Below are 18,862 nucleotides of genomic sequence, written 5' to 3'. Positions count from 1 at the left end.
AATTGAGAAATTTATGCATAACGAATTAAAAAATAGTTACCAAGAGATCATCGCTGCCGTAGGTGAAGACCCTCAGCGCGAAGGTCTTCTAGACACGCCAAAGCGTGCCGCCAAAGCCATGGAGTATTTAACCAAGGGCTATCGTCAAACACTTGACGAAATTACCAACAACGCAGTATTTACTTCTGATGCAGACGACATGGTATTGGTGCAAGATATTGAGCTTTACTCGATGTGCGAACATCACTTGCTGCCTTTTGTTGGTCGTTGTCATATTGCTTATATCCCTAACGGCAAGGTACTTGGTTTATCTAAATTTGCTCGTATTGTTGATATGTACGCGCGCCGCTTTCAAATTCAAGAACAACTCACTCACCAAATAGCTAAAGCGGTAGAAGAAGTAACCGGTGCTAAAGGCGTGGGCGTTATTATTGAAGCAAAACATATGTGTATGATGATGCGTGGTGTTGAAAAGCAAAATTCCAGTATGCGTACCTCCGTCATGCTAGGTAACTTTAGAGCAGACCCAAAAACCCGTAATGAATTTTTGCAGCTTGTAAAAGGTTAACCTTATGGGTAATGCAATTATAAATGTCACCAATTTACGGCTGCGTACTTTTATCGGTTTTAATCCAGAAGAGCGTGAGAAAAAACAGGATGTAGTGATTAATTTAGAAATTCACTACCCTGCAGATCAAGCCTGCGAGACTGATCAAGTAGAGCAAGCATTAAATTATAAAGTGATCACTAAAGAAGTTATTGCGCTGGTAGAACAAGGGCACTTTTTACTGCTTGAAAAGCTCGTCGCCGAAATACTCGAAGTGTGTCATCGTCATTCTAGCGTCAACTACGCTAAAGTACGAGTTGATAAGCCTCACGCCTTGCGTTTTGCCGACTCAGTATCACTGACACTTGATTGGGCGAAAAGTTAAATCAGTTTATCTACACCTAAGGCAAAGGCGAGCACCACTAAATATCGTGCCCCTTTGCCAAGGGTAACAATCCATAAAAAAGTCCACCAGCGAACCTTAAAAATTCCACCAACGACGGTCAGCGGATCACCAATGATCGGCACCCATGCCAAAAATAAGCTATACACCCCATATTTTTCAAAACGTTGCTGAGCTTTATCAATATTCTGTTGCGAAACAGGAAACCATTTTCGGTCTTTAAACCGTAGCACTTGAGTACCGAGCCAATAATTAACACAGCTCCCCAGCACATTGCCTACTGTAGCACTAAGCCACAACAGCCAAATTGTGTACTCACCTTTTGTAACCATCGCTGTCAGTACAATTTCAGATGAGCTAGGCAGCAAAGTAGCGGCAACAAACGCAGTAAGAAATAATGTTAAATAAGCCATTTAAGCCTTTTCAAGCATATAAAAAACCCAGCAAAAGCTGGGTTTTTGTTAAAATCTAGTATGGCTTATTTTATCAAATTTAAACTAAATGGGTAGCTAAACGGTTTGCCATCATTGGTTTTAATGGCACCGATAACCACCATAATAAACGAGAAAATAGCCACTATGGGTAATAAAATGACGCCAATAACTGCAAACATCAGAATAAAACACAGTATATAAGCAATTAACATCGTGATTTGAAAATTAAGCGACTTACGCCCATGCTCTGCCACTAGTGGCATTTCTTCTTTTTTAATTAACCACACGACCAGCGGACCGAGTATAGCGCCTAACGGGACAACAAACCCGGCTAACGCACTTAAATGACAAAGCATTGCCCACATACGTTCATCTTTACTCGCTACAACTGGCTCAACCTGTTGATTTTCTTCTATTATCATCTCCTTGTTTTTTGTTTATAGTGACTGCTTTAAGGCATCATGTCTAGGCTGATTTATGATCAATATGCTAAAAAATGCCCTCCTTAATTTTGCTTGATAAACATCAAGCAAGTTGATTGGTACTGTTGTGATAAAAAAGTGATAAGTTCGTGAGGTTTTCTTGATGTCGCTCTTTGATACTCATTGTGAATCATCAATAATAGGAACGAATCATGAAAATCTCTACTCTCGCTATTGCTACTCTAACTGCGTTTGCAAGTCACGCAGCGTCAGCCGCTGAACTAGAAATACAACTGACCAACCTCACCCAAGGAATTCACTTCACCCCCATTTTAGTAACAGCCCATAATGGTGAAGAGCATTTGTTTGAACTTGCAATGCCTGCCTCCACAGCGCTGCAAACAATGGCTGAAGGTGGCAACCTGGAGCCATTAATAGCACAAGCTACCGCGTCTAGTAGTGATATAGCAGCAAACCCAGCTAATGGTCTATTACTACCTACAGCATCAACCATGACCACACTGATGACCAATGAAGGCAATGAATATCTCTCATTAACCGCCATGCTACTGCCAACGAATGATGGCTTTGTTGGCCTAGATAGCTGGAAAATCCCTACAGAGGCAGGTACTTACACTGTCTACTTAAATGGTTATGATGCGGGCACAGAAGCAAATGACGAGCTTATTATTGCCGATTCTGGCGCACCAGGTACACCAGGGATCCCAGCGGCGCCGGGTGGCGATGCAGGAACTGGTGGTGCCGGTGTAAGCAGCACTCAAACAAATACCAATGTGCATATTCACCCTGGAAATTTAGGCGACGATGACTTAACAGCAGGCACAAGTGATTTAAGCAATACAGTGCATAGATGGTTAAACCCTGTTGCGAAACTCACCGTCACGGTAAAATAGGAGCGTAGTTATGTCACGTTTTAGTAAAAGCCTTATCATTCTCGCGCTAGGTGCCAGCTTGGCTGCATGTAGCGATTCAGATGACAATACCCCCACAGTGGTAACTCCCCCTGCTCCTGAACCAATCAGTTTTCAGTTTACCGTGCAGGTTAGCAACTTAACGGCCGGACAACCTTTATCGCCTATCGCATTGATTGCACATCATGAGGGTAACTTATGGCAAATAGGTCAAAGCGCCTCTTTAGCCTTGGAGCTGATGGCCGAAGGCGGTGATAACTCTGAGTTACTCACTTTTACATCGGCGATTGCCAGCAGCTCCGGGGAGGCACCACTGGGGCCGGGTGCACAAACGACCCTAACTATCACCACCGATGCCATTGAAGTATTAAAATTATCGTTAGCAACTATGATGGTGAATACAAATGATGGTTTTACCGGTCTTAACTCTATTGATGTGTCCTCACTGGCTGTTGATGAAACATTAACACACTTTACTTTCGCGTATGACGCAGGCACTGAAGCTAATACTGAAGCTGCAGGCTCAATACCGGGTCCTGCTGATGGCGGTGAAGGGTTTAATGAAACGCGTGATGATATCAACTATGTTGCTATGCACCCAGGTGTTGTAAGCCAACAAGACGGGCTGTCTGGCTCCATCTTATATAGTGAACATAAGTTTGATAACCCACTCGCTAAAGTTGTTATCACACGGACACAGTAAATTTTATTGGCTTTAGGGCACATGGATGCGCCCTCCCATAAGGTGACCGTATGCAACACGAAAAAGTACTAATCGTCGAAGACGATAAAGCAATTGGGCAACTCATAATAACGCAACTTGAACCGCTAAATTTACATATAGATCATGTTGAAAGTGCAGAACTCGCGCTGAAAAAAATAACAAAACACAGTTATGGTTTGATTTTACTCGATATTAATTTGCCACACATGGATGGCTTGAGTTTGTGCCGAAAAATAAAAGAGCATTACCCAACAATTGCCGTAATTTTAGTTACTTCATTAAACTCTGACATGGATAAAGTGATAGGCCTAGAAATGGGCGCTGATGACTACATTTGCAAACCTTTTTTTTCTCGTGAATTACAGGCGCGAATAAAGACTCAGCTACGTCATCGCGCACAGCTATTAGCAGCAAACCTCAAAGAAACCAAAACACCAACAACAGAGCACGCTATTCAACTGGGCTCGTTACAGATCGAATTTACTAGCCATCAAGTTTATTTAGCAAATAAGGCACTTAATTTAACCGCTACCGAATTTGATTTATTAGCCTATTTTGCCCGCCATCCAAATCATGTCTTTAGCCGTCAACAGTTGTTAGATAGAGTCTGGGGTTATCAGCATAGTGGTTACGAGCATACCGTAAACTCACATATTAACCGGCTCCGTGCAAAACTTGAACTAGATCACCAAGCGCCGTTTATCGAAACCGTGTGGGGCGTAGGCTATAAACTAAACCCCTCTCAACTAAACAATTAACGGCCAATTATGAATTTATCTTTATATCAAAAATTAGCATCATCGTTAGTCATTATCTTTTGCTTTATTTGTGCCTTAGTATATGGCTGGAGCAAACAGCTTGAGCGTACCTCTAAGCATCATGGCGAACAAAATTTACACCTACAGCTTGCTGAACATCTAGTCCAAGATAACCCACTCCTTCAACAAGGCATTTACGACTATCAAGCTCTTGAAAATTTATTCCATACGTTGATGTTGTTAGGTCCTGCATTTGAATTTTATTTTGTGGATCCGCAAGGTGCGATCCTCACCTATTCAGCCGAACCAGGTAAAGTAAAGCGTGACCACATTAACCTCACTCCACTAAAGCGCTTAATTCTAGATAGAACATTAACCCCTTTATACGGTGATGATCCACGCGATCCTAGTAGGCAAAAAATCTTTTCAGTTGCACCCGTTTACAACCAAGACGTACTACAAGGTTACTTATATGTGATCATCGGTGGGGAAGCTTACGACACTACACTTAACACTATTAAAGCCAATGATAACGTGTGGATTGCCGGACTGTGGCTTGCTGGCGCTTTGTTATTCTTACTCATCGCACTTTTAATTCTATTCCGCTTTTTTACTGCACCAATAAAAAAGCTCGCGACTGAGGTAAGCATGATAGAAGCAGCTAATTACAGCTTAGTCGATAATCAATTATCAAGTTACTCAAATAAAAATAATGAAGTGGATAGCCTTGGTAGAAGCATTCAAGCCATGCTTACTCGCATTGATGAGCAGTTTAAAGCATTAGCACAAAGTGATAAACAACGCCGAGAGTTGCTCACTCACCTATCACATGATTTACGAACACCATTAGCATCTGTGCAAGGTTTTTTAGAAGTTTTAAGCCAGCCTCACCGTCAATTAAGTGAGCAAGAACGTCAGCATTACCTTAGTGTTTCAAGCGATAATTGTCAGCAACTAAAGCTATTGATAGAGCAAATATTTGAGCTGGCAAACTTAGAAAATGGCCAAATGAGAGTGCATACCGAAACCTTCAATTTAGGTGAGCTTATTTATGATTGTGTTGCTAAGTTTTGTGTCGCAGCCGATAACAAAGGAGTGACGTTACGTGTTGAACCCGTGATCTGTGACTTTACTGTGGTTGCCGATATCGCCAAACTGGAGCGAGTAATAAGCAACTTAATTGATAATGCGATTCGACATACGCCCAAAGGTGGTAAAATTATTGTTCAAGTACAACAGGCCGACGCAGAGCAACTCTATGTAGATATTAGTGATACTGGGGTGGGCATCCAACAAGATGAATTAATCGCGATATTTGAACCCCACTATCAAGCAAGTAACTCCAACACTGTAGGTCATCAGCAAGGCGGACTCGGTTTGGCTATTTGCAAAGGTTTACTGCAACTGATGAACAGCGAAATTAAGGTGCGTAGTGAGCTCGGTAAAGGCAGCCAATTTAGCTTTAACTTACCACAAAAAACGAAGGCGTGAACTAGTCACGCCTTCGCTGTAATGTACTCACATCTAGCGCTATTTTTTAATTCCCGCTAAATCTAAAATGAAGGCATAGTTAAGTGCGGTATCTTCAAGGCTTTTAAAACGCCCTGATGCACCGCCGTGACCTGCTTCCATGTCAATTTTAAACACTAACTTATTATCATCTGTTTTAAATTCGCGTAGTTTCGCAACCCACTTGGCCGGTTCAAAGTACTGCACTTGCGAGTCATGCAAACCCGTGGTCACTAACATATTTGGGTACGCTTGTTTGCTCACTTGATCATACGGTGAGTACGACAACATATACTCATAGTATACTTTGTCATTTGGGTTACCCCACTCGCCATATTCATTGGTCGTCAGCGGTAAACTATCATCTAACATAGTGGTTACTACATCCACAAAAGGTACTGCCGCAACCATCCCTTTATAAAGCTCTGGAGCTTGATTTGCCACCGCGCCCATTAATAAGCCACCGGCACTGCCACCCATAGCAAATATGTTATCGGATGCACCATACTGCTGGGCAACTAAGGCCTTGGTCACATCAACAAAATCATTAAAAGTATTCTTCTTATGAAGTAATTTACCATCTTCATACCAAGGACGACCCAGCATTTGCGAGCCACGAATATGGGCAATTGCAAATACAAAGCCGCGATCAAGCAAGCTTAAACGGCCACTTGAAAAACTCGGATCCATCGTTGCACCGTATGAGCCATACGCATATTGTAATAATGGGTTACTGCCATCTTGTTTAAATTTGTCTTTACGGTAAACCAGACTCACTGGCACTTTTACACCATCTCGGGCCGTTATAAATAAGCGCTCCGATGCATAGTTTTCAGCATTAAAATCACCAACAACTTTTTGCTGTTTGAGTAAGGTTTTTTCAGCGCTATCTAAATCAATGTCGTATGAGGTACCTGGGGTAGTCATACTGGTGTAGTACACACGTAAGCTGTCGCTATCTAACTCGTTATTACCATAAGCGTGGATCATATAACTGCTGTCGTTAAAGCTCAGTTGCTGCTCATCACCTGACGTTAGGTTACGGATAGTGACACGAGATTGCCCCATTTCACGCTCTTTATACACTAAGTGATTAGCGAATAAATCAATGCCTTCCAGTTTAATATCATCACGAGCGGGGATCAGCGTTTGCCAATTCGCTGTATCATGTGCTTTATCTTTATGCACTGTCATTAACTGAAAGTTCACTGCATTTAGGTTCGTCACGATGTAATAAATATCACCAAGCTTGGCAATGTCATATTCCAGATTTTCTTCACGCTCAATTAAACGTTTTGGCAGTGCCTTGGTATCGTTCGCATCAATAACAGATACGCCTGACGCATTGGTGCTAGCATGCCAAATATAAATTTCTTGCTTGTCTTTACTCTTACCAAGACCGGTGTAATAACTCGTGTTCGTCTCTTCGTAGACGAGCTCATCTTGCGCTTGTGGTGTACCTAATGTATGGCGGTATACCTGATAACCTAACAGCGTTTGTAAGTCTTTTTTAATGTAATAAAAGGTTTTATTATCATTAGCCCAAACGATATCACCATCAGTGCCCTCAAGCTTATCTGTTAGTAATTTACCTGTACTGAGATCTTTAACCCAAATGGTGTAAATGCGACGACTAACAGTATCCTCTCCATAAGCAAGTAAATTACCATTTGGACTGACAGATAAACCTGTCACTGCATAATAATCATGCTCTTTAGCCAACTCATTTACATCTAATATAATCTGCTGCTCAGTGCCTTTAGCATCAAGGCTGCGCACATACGTTGGGTATTCATTGTCCCCACGAGTTTGTGATGAATAGTAATAATCACCACTTTTGGTTGGTACTGAATCATCATCTTTTTGAATACGCCCTTTTAGCTCTTCAAACAAGGTCGCTTGTAGCGTTTCAGTGTGCTTTAACATCGCATCAGTGTAGGTATTTTCTGCATTAAGGTGCGCTATTACCGCAGGATCTTTGCGTTCATCATCACGCATCCAGTAGTAGTTATCGATCCGCGTATCTTCATGTATGGTCATTTCATGGGGCACTTTTTTTGCAACAGGAGCAGTCACTTGAGTTTGCTCGGTTACACTTTGAGTTTCACTCATTGTTGATTGTATTTTTTGTTCCGGCGCTTTATCGCATGCCGATAAAATAGCGACAGATAGCGCTGCAAGTGCAAAAGAATGGAGAGTTTTCATAGTATTCCCTAAATAAAGTTATTATTTTTCCATAGTTATAATATATCTAGTTTCTTAGCAGTTACCTATAGGCGTTTGTAAAGGGATGTAAAAAGGGAGCCGAAGCTCCCTTTACTACTAACTATCACTATTTTCTAGTTATACTATTATTTTTGTTTACGACGACGCATAAACGCAAATGGCGCAACTAGTAATGATAACCAAGCTAGTGAACCACTATCACCATCATTGTCATCATCATCATTGCTCACAATGTTTTTCACACGGATTTCAACAGCGACAGCTTCCGAGCTATTTCCTGCTGTATCTACTGCAATAACACTGAAAGTAAAGTTACGCTCATATTCATAATCAATGCTACCTGCAACAACTATTTCACCTGCAGCATTGACTGTTACCAAGTCTGTACCAGATACTAAAAACTTAGTAACTGGGCTAACATCGGCATCTGGATCACTGAAGTTAAGCGTACCAATCACTGTACCAAGCGCGGCATTTTCATCAACACTAAAACGCTGATTTTCAGCAATCACTGGCGTGTTTTCCAAGGCATCTTCAGTTACTGTAATAATCACTTCAACAGCTGTAGATTGATTACCAGCACTATCTGTTGCGCTAACCATTAATTTGATTTCTGGTGTTGCATCAAAATCAATTTCACCAGTAACCGTGATTTGACCAAGCTCATCAATGGTAATACCGTCATGACCTTCCACAGTGTAACTTTCAATTGGCGTTACTTCTGTATCAGGGTCAATAGCGCGCAATTGACCAATGATAGTGCCTGCTTCTGCATTCTCTTGCACTTTGAAGGTTTGGCCAGCTTCAATCACTGGTGTCACTTCGGCGCCTTCATCGGCAACATTCAGCACGTTAATTGTCACAGATTCAGATACTGACTGATTACCGTCTTCATCAATCGCTACAACCATTAATACCACTGTACTTTGCTCTTCAAAATTAAGTGGTTGTGCAACGGTTAGCATACCAGTGTTATCAATAGTGATTGCATCACTGCCCGTTACAGTAAACATAGTGATTGAACTGTTATCTGGATCGCTGAATGCCAGTTGCGCAAATGCAGTCGCAACAGGCGTATTTTCTGCTACAGAAAATACTTGCCCAGGATTAACAATTGGAGTGACTTCACTCGCTTCATCTGCAACATTAGTGATGTTGATAGTGACTAAAGCAGGCTCTGAAGTATTACCTAAAGTATCAATTGCTACGATAACCAACTCTGCCGTTTGTTGACCTGATTCAAAATCAAGAAGTGAGCTGTTCGATACAAGAATTTGCCCTGTCTTATCAACACTAAAACCTTGATGAGTTTGAGACTGTACGTAAAACTCAGAAATCTCTAAATCTCTATCTGATTCAACAACCTGTAAAGTGCCTACTCGATGACCATTTTCAGCATCTTCAGCGACATCAAATGATGCATTTGCAAGCTTAGGCGCTTGTGTCTCTGGTAGTGCTAAATCTTCAGCTGTCACAAGCTTCACTACATCTTGTAAAGATACAGATGTAAAAGCGAAAGGTGTTGTCGCATTAACGATTGCTTTTTCACCTGGAGCGAGTTGATACACTTCAGTATCGCTGCCATCCAGCGAAGTGAGGCTCACTGGTGCTGAAGTACTAAAAGTAGTCGCACCAACTAGGCTATCTGTTTCAAAATACACACCGCTGGAGTAAGACGCATAACCTACAGAGGCTTTAATATTTAACGGATCACCTAAATTGTCTTGAGTTAGCCCTAGTCTCTCACTACATGCAGAGAAGGTAATGGTATCTTCGCCAGCTGATTGATATAACGGCATTAAATAGCGAAGCGTTTCAACACCAGCTTCATCAATAGTGCCAATAACAGTGCGTGAGCGTCCTGGAGTAGGCGTCGTACGACCGCGATCATTATAATTTTGTAATAAGTAATCGTAAGCACCATCATTATTGATGTCGATATCCAAACGATAACCCGCTTGGAATACATGCGTGATTTCATCACGTAATTGAATCGATGCTGTGACCAATACGCCTGATTCACACCCTTCTAATGCAATGGCATTAAATGTTGTAGCTAGAATATTAAATGGCGCTTCTGGTGCTGATTTTTCAGTGCCAATGGCCACAATGTTTTCTGTCATTGTTGAAACGGTGGTAGCACCAGTATTTTCAACAACAAGCTGCATTTCATTACCCACAACCTCTGGAGCAAGACTTAATTCAGATGCAGCTTTTGGTAATGCATGATAAACAACATGCAGCGCGTAGTCTGATTCACTGTCATCCACATCATCAAACACCAAGGCACCGTCAAATTCAACCAATGTCAAAGCTGCACTACGTGCTGCAACGGCTTCACCATCAATTGGGTTCTCAAGTTTCCACGCAGGTAATTTACTAGGATCAACACTTAGCGTTACATCAAACTCTGTCGTCTGACCTGCAGGTATTGTCACACTAGCTGGAATATCCCAGCTAATTGCACCTGTCTCTTCATCATTTTGATAGCGTGCTTCAGTACGGAGCTTATAAGTTTTTGCTGCTGTCGAGAAGTTTTTCACTGTCACTGTTTTAGTGAAATCCGTAACCTCTTTCAAGTTCTCTAAGCCAAACGATAATGCTGCTTGCTTAGTATTAAACTCAGTATTATCCACCCATGCCGCTACCGGTAAGTTAACCGCTTTTTCAACATTAACTAAACCCGCACCAATCATACTAATCGGTGCAAGTTCAGAATCTGGATTGGTGCTTAGTGGCTTATTAGTCACATTGAGATCTGCGGTATTCATTAGCGTCGCTTTAATTTCAAAAGCATTGCGATCTGGATGCGCTTCGCGTACTAAGGCTACAGCGCCCGCAGTAATAGGACCAGAGAAAGACGTTCCTGATGCCGGAGCTAATTGATCTTGCGTGCCCGTTGCAGCCACCATAATACTCGTACCTGGAGCGGTAATTTCCGGCTTTAACAAACCGTCCATTGATGGTCCACGTGAAGAGAACGTTGCCACTGCACCTGATGTCACTTTGCGTTCAACTACAACGTTATAAGCCACCTTATTTGCAGCTTCAAGTTCAGCTTTCATCGCTGTACCGGTCGCAAAAGTGATCCCAATATTTGGGATGGTAACCGCTGCGTCAAATCCGCCCATTGATGCAGGCGTGCCATCATCGACATTATTTGCAATAAATACAAACGACGCACCGCGCTGCTGCGCATGCAACACTTTTGCAGTGAAGTTACACGCGCCACGATCTATAAGCACGGCTTTACCGGAAAAGTCAGTCTCTGGTGAGAATTCGACACAGCCATTTTGATTTTCTGCAGGATAGACAAGTTCAGCATCTGTATCTGTCATTGCAAACGCAGTTTGTGGACCAAAACCAGAAGGCTGAAAAACAACTTCTTCACCTAGTACTGTACCTGATGCAACACCTACATCTAACGTTGGATGTGTCATCGCCCCCACTGATAATGCGTTTGGTGTCGTACTTGGGCCACCCACTCGAAAAGGATTATCACCGTCATTACCTGCTGAGATAACAACATTAACTCCTAAATCAACGGCTTTTTGAATTAAGTATTGAGCACCACCATCTATGTAAGTCCCCCCAAATTCACCGCCTAAAGACATGTTAATAACATCAACACGATCAGAGATATCACCATCACCATTAGGATCCATTGCCGCTTCTAATGCAGATGCTTGTGCCGCACTTGGACAACCACCACCACACACTGAATACACATATAATTCAACCTCAGGAGCAATACCGGTAACAGAGTGGGAAACTGACGTACCGTGACTTGTTGGCTCATCAACATCAGGTATTACAACTTCAGGATCGTGTTCAATAGGATCTGCGTCATCACGGATATAATCATAACCCCCGTGTACGATGCCTTGTGGCCAAGCCACGGATGTTGGATCTGCTTGCGCTGCGTCATACGCTTCAACAGTACCTGCACCACCAAAAATTTTGTGCGTATAGTCAATACCAGTATCAAGTACAGCCACTGTTTGACCTTTACCGGTGACAGTGCCATTAGCAACCAGCGGTGAGGCTTTTAAATAGTCGGCCGATGCAGCTACATGTAACTCATAATCATACATAGGTAGAACTTTGGCAACGCGATGGTCATTAGCAATTTTTTCTAATGCAGCTGGACTTGCTTGCACAATCAATGTTGGCGCAAGTACTTTAGTTTGACCAATAATTTTTGTAGCAAAATCTAAGCTACTTAATTCAAGAGTCACTTCACTTTGCACTTGTTCAATTTGTGCAATTGTTGCGCGACTATCACCAGCCTGATAAGTGCCTTGCGCCATAAGATCAGCTGCTGTTGTCGCCCGTAATACAATCATATGAGCAGAAGGTTGTTGTTCTTTTACATCTGCCTGCTCGATTTTAGTAATCTCTGAGCTATAATTTTTTAAGTTTACAGAAGTTGCTAATGAGCTTGCACTCGCAAATGAAGTAATTAAAACACTGGTGACAGCAGTTGCAACTGCTGTTCTTTTTATTAAATTATTAGACATAGTTTCCCCTGGGATATGTTATATATTATTGTACTTACTTAGTGATCCTAAAATAGTGCCGAACTAATATAGGACTTCACAACCCAAAATAACAACAACCCGATTACATATTAATTACAAAGTCGAGCGAAAACTCTAAAAAAAAGCTATAACACATTGTAAATAAACATTAAAACTTAAAAACACAAAATGTAAACCATTGTAAATAAACGTAACCAATACGCACCTGTAACCTAAAAGAGAAACAATGAACTCTGATGTAATAAATATATTAACAATGGCAAAAGTGATCCAAACTGCCGTTGCGCCGGTTTTTTTAATCACTGGTATTGCTGCTACGCTTGGGGTCTTATCCAATCGTTTAGCGCGCATCACTGATCGAGCCAGACAGCTTGAGCGAAAATTAAAAGTCAGCACGGATGAAGAATTTAATTCGTCCCTGACCACTGAACTTCGAGCATTGTTAAAACGCTCTCGCTGTATTCATATTGCTTTTAGTTTAAGTGTATTAAGTGCAGTGCTTGTGTGTGCTGTGGTTATGCTGCTGTTTTTATCGCATATTCAATCTGTGAATCTAGGGGTTACTATTGGCATTTGCTTCGTAGGCGCGATGGCATTGCTTATTTGTGCCTTTATGTCGCTACTTGGAGAAGTATTCTTAGCAACTCGCAGTATGCGCCGCGGGATGATCTTTGCCGATATTGATATCAATGACTAAAGATTTGAGTGATTAAATTCAATAGCAGTTCAGTTTAACCGCAATAAACTTGAATAATCGACCCTGCTGAGATACAACAGCAGCTATTCAAGCAATGAATTACTAACAAGGGGCAAAAGGAATGAAGTTAAAGCAAATATTTTTAGGTGCGGCACTTTCTACACTCGCGCTAAGCGCGACAGCAAACTCTGCATTTGAAAAACCATCGGATGCAATTGAATATCGCCAAGCTGCGTTTTCAATGATCCGTGTACAAATTGGTGATATGGGCGACATGTTAAAAGGCAAAGTGCCTTTTGATGCAGAGCGCTTTAAACACCGTGCAAATAACGCTGCCGCATTATCAAAAATGCCATGGGAAGCATTTGTAGCAGATTCAGATAAAGGTGAAACATCAGCGCTCCCTGCTATTTGGAGTGATAACGAAACCTTTATGAAAAAAGCAACTGCTTTCCAGCAATACGCTGATGAGCTTGCTGTTGCAGCACAAACAGGCGATAAAAAAATAATCGCCAAAGCATTTGGCCCATGGGCTAAAGGCTGTAAAGACTGCCACTCTTCATTTAAAGATTAGTCTCTAGCAGATTTTTACACTAAAACGGCGCTTAACTAGCGCCGTTTTTGATATACTTTTACATTAACTAAACAAGTAACTGAGTGGCTCTGCGCCCCACGTCATCATTAAACCTGCCAATAACAGCACAAAAATAACAACCGCCAGCCATGGCGACTTAGTTAACTTTGCATCGCTATTAGTAACACTTTGCTCTGCATATCCCGTAACCATCGCTTTTACTAACTTTTTACCTTTGATACGGTAAATAATAATCGCGGCTACGTGCAAAATAATCGCGTAGAATAATAGATCGAAGTTTTTATGATGCACCCAGCCTGCCCACTCAACCACTTGGCTTGAAACATATTGGACCAACGGGCCATCAGTTAAAATATCGTCAGTGGTCATCAAACCACTAACCAGTTGCGTTAGCAATAAAGCAAAAAATGCTAACACCATATAACTGCCCGCAGCACCGTGCCCAGGTTTATTATCTGTTTGCTTAAATGATTTTAGTGCAGCAATAGGTGAATGAAGTAGAGCGCTCAATTTAGCCGTTTGGCTACCAACTACTCCCCAAATAAGCCGAGTTAACAGCAAGGCTAATGTGAAATACCCAGCGACAAAGTGCAACTCCATCATGCCTTCTTCAGCACTAAAATAGAGTGTTGCGATAGCAATCACTAATAACCAATGAAAACTGCGGATAAACCCGTCCCATACTTTAATTTTCTGCAAAACTTGCTGATCCATCGAAATTATTCCCCTTAAATGCGTCTCTTACGTAATAATGCCACAGACAACTTTATACGCCTATTGAACTCGTCGAACCGCGGTTTATTATGCGGCCAACAACGAGCAATTTTTTACAAGCTTTGTATATCAGTTTAGATATACTCAATCTTAATTAATGTAAAATAACAAAAGTGGTGCGAATGAAAGATGAACAATCAACTTTTTTTTACCATGAAAAATTAGGAGGGTTAGAGGCTTTACAGGCAAGCTTTACGCGTCAAAATTTTTCTCGTCATAGTCATGAAGGCTATACCATTGGCTTGATTGATTGTGGGGCGCAAAAATTTTATCGTAGCGGCAGTAACCATATAGCACCGAAAAATAGCATTATTTTAGTCAATGCAGATCAAATTCATAACGGCCAAACAGCCACTGAATCGGGTTGGGCGTATCGTGCCATGTACCCTCGCCCAGAGCAATTTTCTGCACTCTCTCAAGAGCTAAACGGTATTCGCTGTGGCGCGCCGTATTTTGATAGCGCAGTTTATAACAATCAAGCTTTAACCCGTCAGTTAAACCAATTATTAAACGGCTTAACCAGCAATGGTAATAACCAACTGCACACAGAAAGCTTATTTTATAGTGTGATGACTCAGTTAATGCTGTCGTTTAAACAAGACTGTCGACAATTAAAACAACTAAAAGCCAAAGCAAATCTTGCACATGCGCAACAATACCTTGATGCTTTTTGTTGTGAAGAAATTAGCCTAGAGCGACTAGCTGCACTTAGCCATATGAGTCCATTTCATTTTATTCGCCAATATAAAAAACAATATGGTTTAACCCCTCACGCGTATCAAATACAACGCCGTATTCTGCAGGCAAAAACATTATTAAAACATGGTTTAAATGTTAGCCAAACGGCAAGCGAATGTGGCTTTCATGATCAAAGCCACTTACATCATCACTTTAAATCTCGGCTTGGCGTAACACCGGGTCAGTATCGTAATCTCTTTAGTCCTAACAAAAGTGCACCTGCAAACATCAACTAACGTTATTATTACAATCTAAAACCAGTTCAACATTAACAAGCAGCAAGACTAAATCAGCTTAAAGTAATAAAGGGGAAAACAGTGAGAAAGGCGTTATTAAAAGGGTTCTTAGATATGCTACCGCTGTGTTTAGCGGTGATCCCGTGGGGGATATTATGTGGCTCTTTGGCAATCCAGAATGGCTTTACTGCTGTTGAAACCCAAGCGATGTCATTACTGGTATTCGCAGGCTCGGCGCAGCTCGTTGCCATTGAACTAATAGCAGGCAACACACCATTACTGACCATTTTATTTACCACCTTTATTATTAGCTCACGGCACTTTTTATATGGCTTGGCTGTGCGTCATAAAGTAATCGATCAACCCATGCGCTGGCGCTTACCGGTCAGCTTTGTACTGACCGACGAGTTATTTGCGTTTTCACATCATCGTAAAGCGTACCGCACAAAAACACGGTTAGTGTATGCATTAAGTGCTGGATTTAGCTTTTACATTGCATGGAACCTATGGACCTTTATAGGCATTGTTGCTGGTAGCTTGCTACCTGATCTAACTAATTTAGGGTTAGACTTTGCTATAGCGGCAACCTTTATCGCACTAGTGATCCCAGGGATTAAAAACCTTGCCACATTAGCAACAGTGATCACCGCAGGCGTGGTGGCAACACTACTTAAAAGCCACGGATTCGAATTATGGTTGGTAGTCGCAGCATTAACAGCAATGACTGTAGGCTATGCTATCAGCCGTGTGAATACTCAAGCGGAGCATAACCTATGATGACCACTATTTTACTCATGGCCTGCATTACCTTTTTTACTCGCTACTTATTTTTGCACCGCGCTTTGCCTTTTAAAGTCGGCCCGAAAATGCAGCAGTTTTTAAGTTTTAGCGCCCCAGCTGTGTTAACCGCTATTTGGGTACCAATTGTCTTTGTAACAGATGATGGGATAAATTTAGATTGGCAAAACCCTTATCTTAGTGCAGCAATCGCAGCCATTATTGTCGCATATAAAACACACAACATTTATTACACGACCTTGGTTGGTATGGGTTTGTTTTTAATATTAAATTAGCGCATTAGTAGCGTGCTAATGCGCTATTAGCAGTATTAAACGCTAGCGAGTAAAATAGCGCGACTTTTATCTAAAGTGACTTGCTCGCGCTCACCCAATGCCGTCATCCCGTGGCGCTCAAGTTGCTCAATAATTTTGTCAGCCACTTCTTCACCCAATTCATAATCACTTAAACGTGTTGGCATATTAACACTGTGGAAAAACGCTTCAGTAGCAGCAATTGCTTGCTCAATAGCTGCATCTTCATCAGTGATATCCAACCCTAAAACACGCTCTGCATATTGCAAAATTTTACCGCGCTTAGTCTCTTTTTGCTCAGCCATCATGCGTGGTAAAACAATGGCTAATGTTTGAGCATGATCAAGGCCGTAAACCGCCGTCATTTCATGTCCTAACATATGTGTAGACCAATCTTGCGGTACACCCGCACCAATTAAGCCATTTAACGCCATAGTGGCTGACCACATAATATTTGCACGTACTTGGTAATTATCTGGCTCACTGAATGCTTTAGGACCTTCTTCTATTAAGGTCATTAAAATGCCTTCGGCGAAACGATCTTGTAGTTTAGCGCCTACGTCATAAGTTAAGTACTGCTCCATAGTATGTACAAACGCATCTACAATACCATTAGCAACTTGGCGCTTTGGTAATGAGTAGGTTACTGCAGGGTCAAGCACAGCAAATTTCGGTTGCACTGAAGGGCTTGAAAATGGCAGTTTATCGTGGCTATCAAGATTAGAAACCACACTGAAAGAGTTTGATTCAGACCCCGTGGCAGGTAAGGTTAATACCACACCCAATGCAATGGCTGATTTAACTTCACCACCTTTGGCTAAAATATCCCACGGCTCACCATCGTAGTTTGCCGCAGCGGCAATAAACTTACTACCATCAATAACCGACCCCCCACCCACGGCAAGAATAAAATCTACGTGCTTTTCTTTTACCAAAGCCACAGCCTTCATACATGTTTGATAGCTTGGATTTGGTTCAATACCCGAAAATTCAAACCAAGTATGTTCACTCAAGGCATCTGCGACTTGATCATAAATACCATTACTTTTAATACTGCCGCCGCCATACGTAACCAATACTGTCGCGTTGGCAGGGATCTCACTTTTAATTGCTGCGATTTGCTGTTCACCAAAATGAATTTTGGTGGGGTTTGCAAAACTAAAATTTAACATGCTTGCTCCATTGCTTAGAGTGCTCATTCGTATGAGCTAAAATTTGCTGACCATGTAATTGTAGGGGTTAAATCATTTATTAAAAGACTAAGATCAGAGAATCACTTTTGCACAGCTGCAACAATAGATGCTATAAACTACTATTACTTAAATTTTGAGAACTAAAAATGTGGCAAGGCCTTGATGAATTTTTACATGTAGTTGAACATGGCAGCTTTACTCAAGCGGCAAAAGCTATGGAAGTATCTACATCCCATATTAGCCGCCAAGTACAGCAGCTTGAAAACCGCCTAGGTTCACTACTGTTTCAACGCACTACGCGAAAAATAAGCCTCACGGATGCTGGCCGTGAATATGCCGTTAAACTCAAAGCCATTAAACAAGAATTAATTGACGCTAATAATCAATTACAAGGTGAGCAACGCAAACCTAAAGGGCTAATTCGAATTTCTGGTGCGGGTGAATTCGTTGCCTGCCATGTTGCACCGAAAATAGTTGAGTTTGTAAAACGCTACCCTGAGGTGGAAGTGGATATGGACTTTAACAATCGCAATGTCGATTTAGTTGAAGAAGGCTTTGATCTCGCTATTCGTTTTGGTCGTATGCAAGACTCAAACTTAATAGCACGACCACTTAGCCCACGCATAATGACTTTGGTTGCCAGCCCTGAATACTTAGCACACTACACATCACCCACCACACCATTACAACTAATAGATCATAATTGCTTAGTTGCTATGGGTAAGCGTTGGCGATTTAGTTTTGCTGGTGAAATAAAAGAAGTAAAAATAAATGGTAATTGGCGTAGTAATCACCCAAGAGCATTACTCAGCGCGACTTTAGCTGGCTTAGGTATTGCTCACTTAGCCAGTGATATTGTTCAGCCCTATGTGCAACAAGGTCAGCTGGTAACTTTACTTGATGAATATCAAGTGACCGATAATGCATCTTGGCTGGTGTACCCTCGCAAGGATTTAATGCCCTACCGTGTTCGATTACTAATTGAATACTTATTAACTAGTTTTTCTAATGACTAAAATTTAAACTTTAAGTCTGTCGCTAC

Annotated in this window: 18 protein-coding genes; 12 read left to right on the top strand and 6 right to left on the bottom strand. The window is 41.6% G+C overall.

What is annotated here, in order from left to right; all coding sequences use genetic code 11:
- Window positions 1-13: 13 nt before the first annotated feature.
- Both folE and folX read left to right on the top strand, forming a co-directional pair.
- Window positions 14-568 carry a GTP cyclohydrolase I FolE gene (gene folE / locus KAN5_RS15260; RefSeq protein ID WP_016709974.1) on the top strand — a complete coding sequence of 185 codons (555 nt, stop codon included), beginning with the start codon at window positions 14-16 and terminating at the stop codon, window positions 566-568.
- Between the two features lie 4 nt (window positions 569-572).
- Entirely contained in the window at window positions 573-932 is a 360-nt protein-coding gene (gene folX, locus KAN5_RS15255) for a dihydroneopterin triphosphate 2'-epimerase (RefSeq protein WP_016709973.1), read from the top strand.
- On the opposite strand, the gene KAN5_RS15250 is transcribed toward folX, so the two are convergent.
- Entirely contained in the window at window positions 929-1,363 is a 435-nt protein-coding gene (locus tag KAN5_RS15250; RefSeq protein WP_016709972.1) for a YqaA family protein, read from the bottom strand. The two genes, folX and KAN5_RS15250, sit on opposite strands and share 4 nt — an antisense overlap.
- A gap of 65 nt (window positions 1,364-1,428) precedes the next feature.
- Window positions 1,429-1,800, bottom strand: a complete 372-nt coding sequence (locus KAN5_RS15245) for a DUF4870 domain-containing protein (protein WP_016709971.1) — start codon at window positions 1,798-1,800, stop codon at window positions 1,429-1,431.
- A gap of 218 nt (window positions 1,801-2,018) precedes the next feature.
- Between KAN5_RS15245 and KAN5_RS15240 the strand changes: the two genes are divergently transcribed.
- The 4 genes from KAN5_RS15240 to KAN5_RS15225 are packed head-to-tail and all read left to right on the top strand — an operon-like array spanning window position 2,019 to window position 5,711.
- A complete protein-coding gene (locus tag KAN5_RS15240) occupies window positions 2,019-2,720 on the top strand; it encodes a spondin domain-containing protein (RefSeq protein ID WP_244390047.1) in 702 nt (233 codons plus the stop codon).
- 10 nt (window positions 2,721-2,730) lie between these two features.
- Window positions 2,731-3,441, top strand: a complete 711-nt coding sequence (locus KAN5_RS15235) for a spondin domain-containing protein (RefSeq protein ID WP_016709969.1) — start codon at window positions 2,731-2,733, stop codon at window positions 3,439-3,441.
- Window positions 3,442-3,491: 50 nt separating this feature from the next.
- Entirely contained in the window at window positions 3,492-4,220 is a 729-nt protein-coding gene (locus KAN5_RS15230) for a response regulator transcription factor (RefSeq protein WP_244390046.1), read from the top strand.
- 9 nt (window positions 4,221-4,229) lie between these two features.
- Window positions 4,230-5,711 (top strand): HAMP domain-containing sensor histidine kinase, encoded by a 1,482-nt coding sequence (locus KAN5_RS15225; protein ID WP_244390045.1) that lies wholly within the window; start codon window positions 4,230-4,232, stop codon window positions 5,709-5,711.
- A 39-nt stretch (window positions 5,712-5,750) separates the two neighbouring features.
- Here the strand turns inward: KAN5_RS15225 and KAN5_RS15220 are convergent, their stop codons facing one another.
- Complete coding sequence (locus KAN5_RS15220; protein ID WP_244390044.1) at window positions 5,751-7,934, bottom strand: S9 family peptidase; 2,184 nt, start codon at window positions 7,932-7,934, stop codon at window positions 5,751-5,753.
- 146 nt (window positions 7,935-8,080) lie between these two features.
- Window positions 8,081-12,475 carry a S8 family serine peptidase gene (locus KAN5_RS15215; RefSeq protein ID WP_244390043.1) on the bottom strand — a complete coding sequence of 1,465 codons (4,395 nt, stop codon included), beginning with the start codon at window positions 12,473-12,475 and terminating at the stop codon, window positions 8,081-8,083.
- Window positions 12,476-12,722: 247 nt separating this feature from the next.
- On the opposite strand from KAN5_RS15215, the gene KAN5_RS15210 reads away from it, so the two are divergent.
- Both KAN5_RS15210 and KAN5_RS15205 read left to right on the top strand, forming a co-directional pair.
- Entirely contained in the window at window positions 12,723-13,193 is a 471-nt protein-coding gene (locus tag KAN5_RS15210; RefSeq protein WP_016709964.1) for a DUF2721 domain-containing protein, read from the top strand.
- A gap of 121 nt (window positions 13,194-13,314) precedes the next feature.
- The gene (locus KAN5_RS15205; protein WP_016709963.1) at window positions 13,315-13,767 is read left to right on the top strand and encodes a cytochrome c; all 453 of its coding nucleotides are present in this window, start codon (window positions 13,315-13,317) and stop codon (window positions 13,765-13,767) included.
- A gap of 63 nt (window positions 13,768-13,830) precedes the next feature.
- Here KAN5_RS15205 and KAN5_RS15200 read toward each other — a convergent pair whose 3' ends face one another.
- On the bottom strand, window positions 13,831-14,487 hold the full coding sequence (locus KAN5_RS15200; RefSeq protein WP_029216239.1) for a cytochrome b/b6 domain-containing protein: 657 nt from the start codon (window positions 14,485-14,487) through the stop codon (window positions 13,831-13,833).
- Between the two features lie 197 nt (window positions 14,488-14,684).
- On the opposite strand from KAN5_RS15200, the gene KAN5_RS15195 reads away from it, so the two are divergent.
- The 3 genes from KAN5_RS15195 to KAN5_RS15185 all read left to right on the top strand — a co-directional run bounded on the left by KAN5_RS15195 (window position 14,685) and on the right by KAN5_RS15185 (window position 16,609).
- Entirely contained in the window at window positions 14,685-15,536 is an 852-nt protein-coding gene (locus KAN5_RS15195) for an AraC family transcriptional regulator (RefSeq protein ID WP_138554709.1), read from the top strand.
- Between the two features lie 114 nt (window positions 15,537-15,650).
- On the top strand, window positions 15,651-16,313 hold the full coding sequence (locus tag KAN5_RS15190; RefSeq protein WP_244390958.1) for an AzlC family ABC transporter permease: 663 nt from the start codon (window positions 15,651-15,653) through the stop codon (window positions 16,311-16,313).
- Window positions 16,310-16,609, top strand: coding sequence for an AzlD domain-containing protein (locus tag KAN5_RS15185; protein ID WP_016709959.1), 300 nt, complete (start codon window positions 16,310-16,312; stop codon window positions 16,607-16,609). Before KAN5_RS15190 ends, KAN5_RS15185 begins: the two co-directional genes overlap by 4 nt.
- Before the next feature lie 35 nt (window positions 16,610-16,644).
- Here KAN5_RS15185 and KAN5_RS15180 read toward each other — a convergent pair whose 3' ends face one another.
- Window positions 16,645-17,799, bottom strand: a complete 1,155-nt coding sequence (locus tag KAN5_RS15180) for an iron-containing alcohol dehydrogenase (protein WP_016709958.1) — start codon at window positions 17,797-17,799, stop codon at window positions 16,645-16,647.
- Window positions 17,800-17,966: 167 nt separating this feature from the next.
- On the opposite strand from KAN5_RS15180, the gene KAN5_RS15175 reads away from it, so the two are divergent.
- Window positions 17,967-18,836 carry a LysR family transcriptional regulator gene (locus tag KAN5_RS15175; protein WP_138554707.1) on the top strand — a complete coding sequence of 290 codons (870 nt, stop codon included), beginning with the start codon at window positions 17,967-17,969 and terminating at the stop codon, window positions 18,834-18,836.
- The last annotated feature ends 26 nt before the right edge of the window (window positions 18,837-18,862 follow it).

It is taken from the genome of Pseudoalteromonas sp. KAN5, assembly GCF_022846535.1.
GTDB classification, from domain to species: domain Bacteria; phylum Pseudomonadota; class Gammaproteobacteria; order Enterobacterales; family Alteromonadaceae; genus Pseudoalteromonas; species Pseudoalteromonas haloplanktis.
This window is presented reverse-complemented; position numbering and strand designations above follow the sequence as displayed.

Bases quoted from the DNA above. Each gene is read 5' to 3' on its own strand.
- folE (WP_016709974.1), top strand. From the start codon at position 14: ATGCATAACGAATTAAAAAATAGTTACCAAGAGATCATCGCTGCCGTA.
- folX (WP_016709973.1), top strand. From the start codon at position 573: ATGGGTAATGCAATTATAAATGTCACCAATTTACGGCTGCGTACTTTT.
- KAN5_RS15250 (WP_016709972.1), bottom strand. From the start codon at position 1,363: ATGGCTTATTTAACATTATTTCTTACTGCGTTTGTTGCCGCTACTTTG.
- KAN5_RS15240 (WP_244390047.1), top strand. From the start codon at position 2,019: ATGAAAATCTCTACTCTCGCTATTGCTACTCTAACTGCGTTTGCAAGT.
- KAN5_RS15235 (WP_016709969.1), top strand. From the start codon at position 2,731: ATGTCACGTTTTAGTAAAAGCCTTATCATTCTCGCGCTAGGTGCCAGC.
- KAN5_RS15230 (WP_244390046.1), top strand. From the start codon at position 3,492: ATGCAACACGAAAAAGTACTAATCGTCGAAGACGATAAAGCAATTGGG.
- KAN5_RS15225 (WP_244390045.1), top strand. From the start codon at position 4,230: ATGAATTTATCTTTATATCAAAAATTAGCATCATCGTTAGTCATTATC.
- KAN5_RS15220 (WP_244390044.1), bottom strand. From the start codon at position 7,934: ATGAAAACTCTCCATTCTTTTGCACTTGCAGCGCTATCTGTCGCTATT.
- KAN5_RS15215 (WP_244390043.1), bottom strand. From the start codon at position 12,475: ATGTCTAATAATTTAATAAAAAGAACAGCAGTTGCAACTGCTGTCACC.
- KAN5_RS15210 (WP_016709964.1), top strand. From the start codon at position 12,723: ATGAACTCTGATGTAATAAATATATTAACAATGGCAAAAGTGATCCAA.
- KAN5_RS15205 (WP_016709963.1), top strand. From the start codon at position 13,315: ATGAAGTTAAAGCAAATATTTTTAGGTGCGGCACTTTCTACACTCGCG.
- KAN5_RS15195 (WP_138554709.1), top strand. From the start codon at position 14,685: ATGAAAGATGAACAATCAACTTTTTTTTACCATGAAAAATTAGGAGGG.
- KAN5_RS15190 (WP_244390958.1), top strand. From the start codon at position 15,651: ATGCTACCGCTGTGTTTAGCGGTGATCCCGTGGGGGATATTATGTGGC.
- KAN5_RS15185 (WP_016709959.1), top strand. From the start codon at position 16,310: ATGATGACCACTATTTTACTCATGGCCTGCATTACCTTTTTTACTCGC.
- KAN5_RS15180 (WP_016709958.1), bottom strand. From the start codon at position 17,799: ATGTTAAATTTTAGTTTTGCAAACCCCACCAAAATTCATTTTGGTGAA.
- KAN5_RS15175 (WP_138554707.1), top strand. From the start codon at position 17,967: ATGTGGCAAGGCCTTGATGAATTTTTACATGTAGTTGAACATGGCAGC.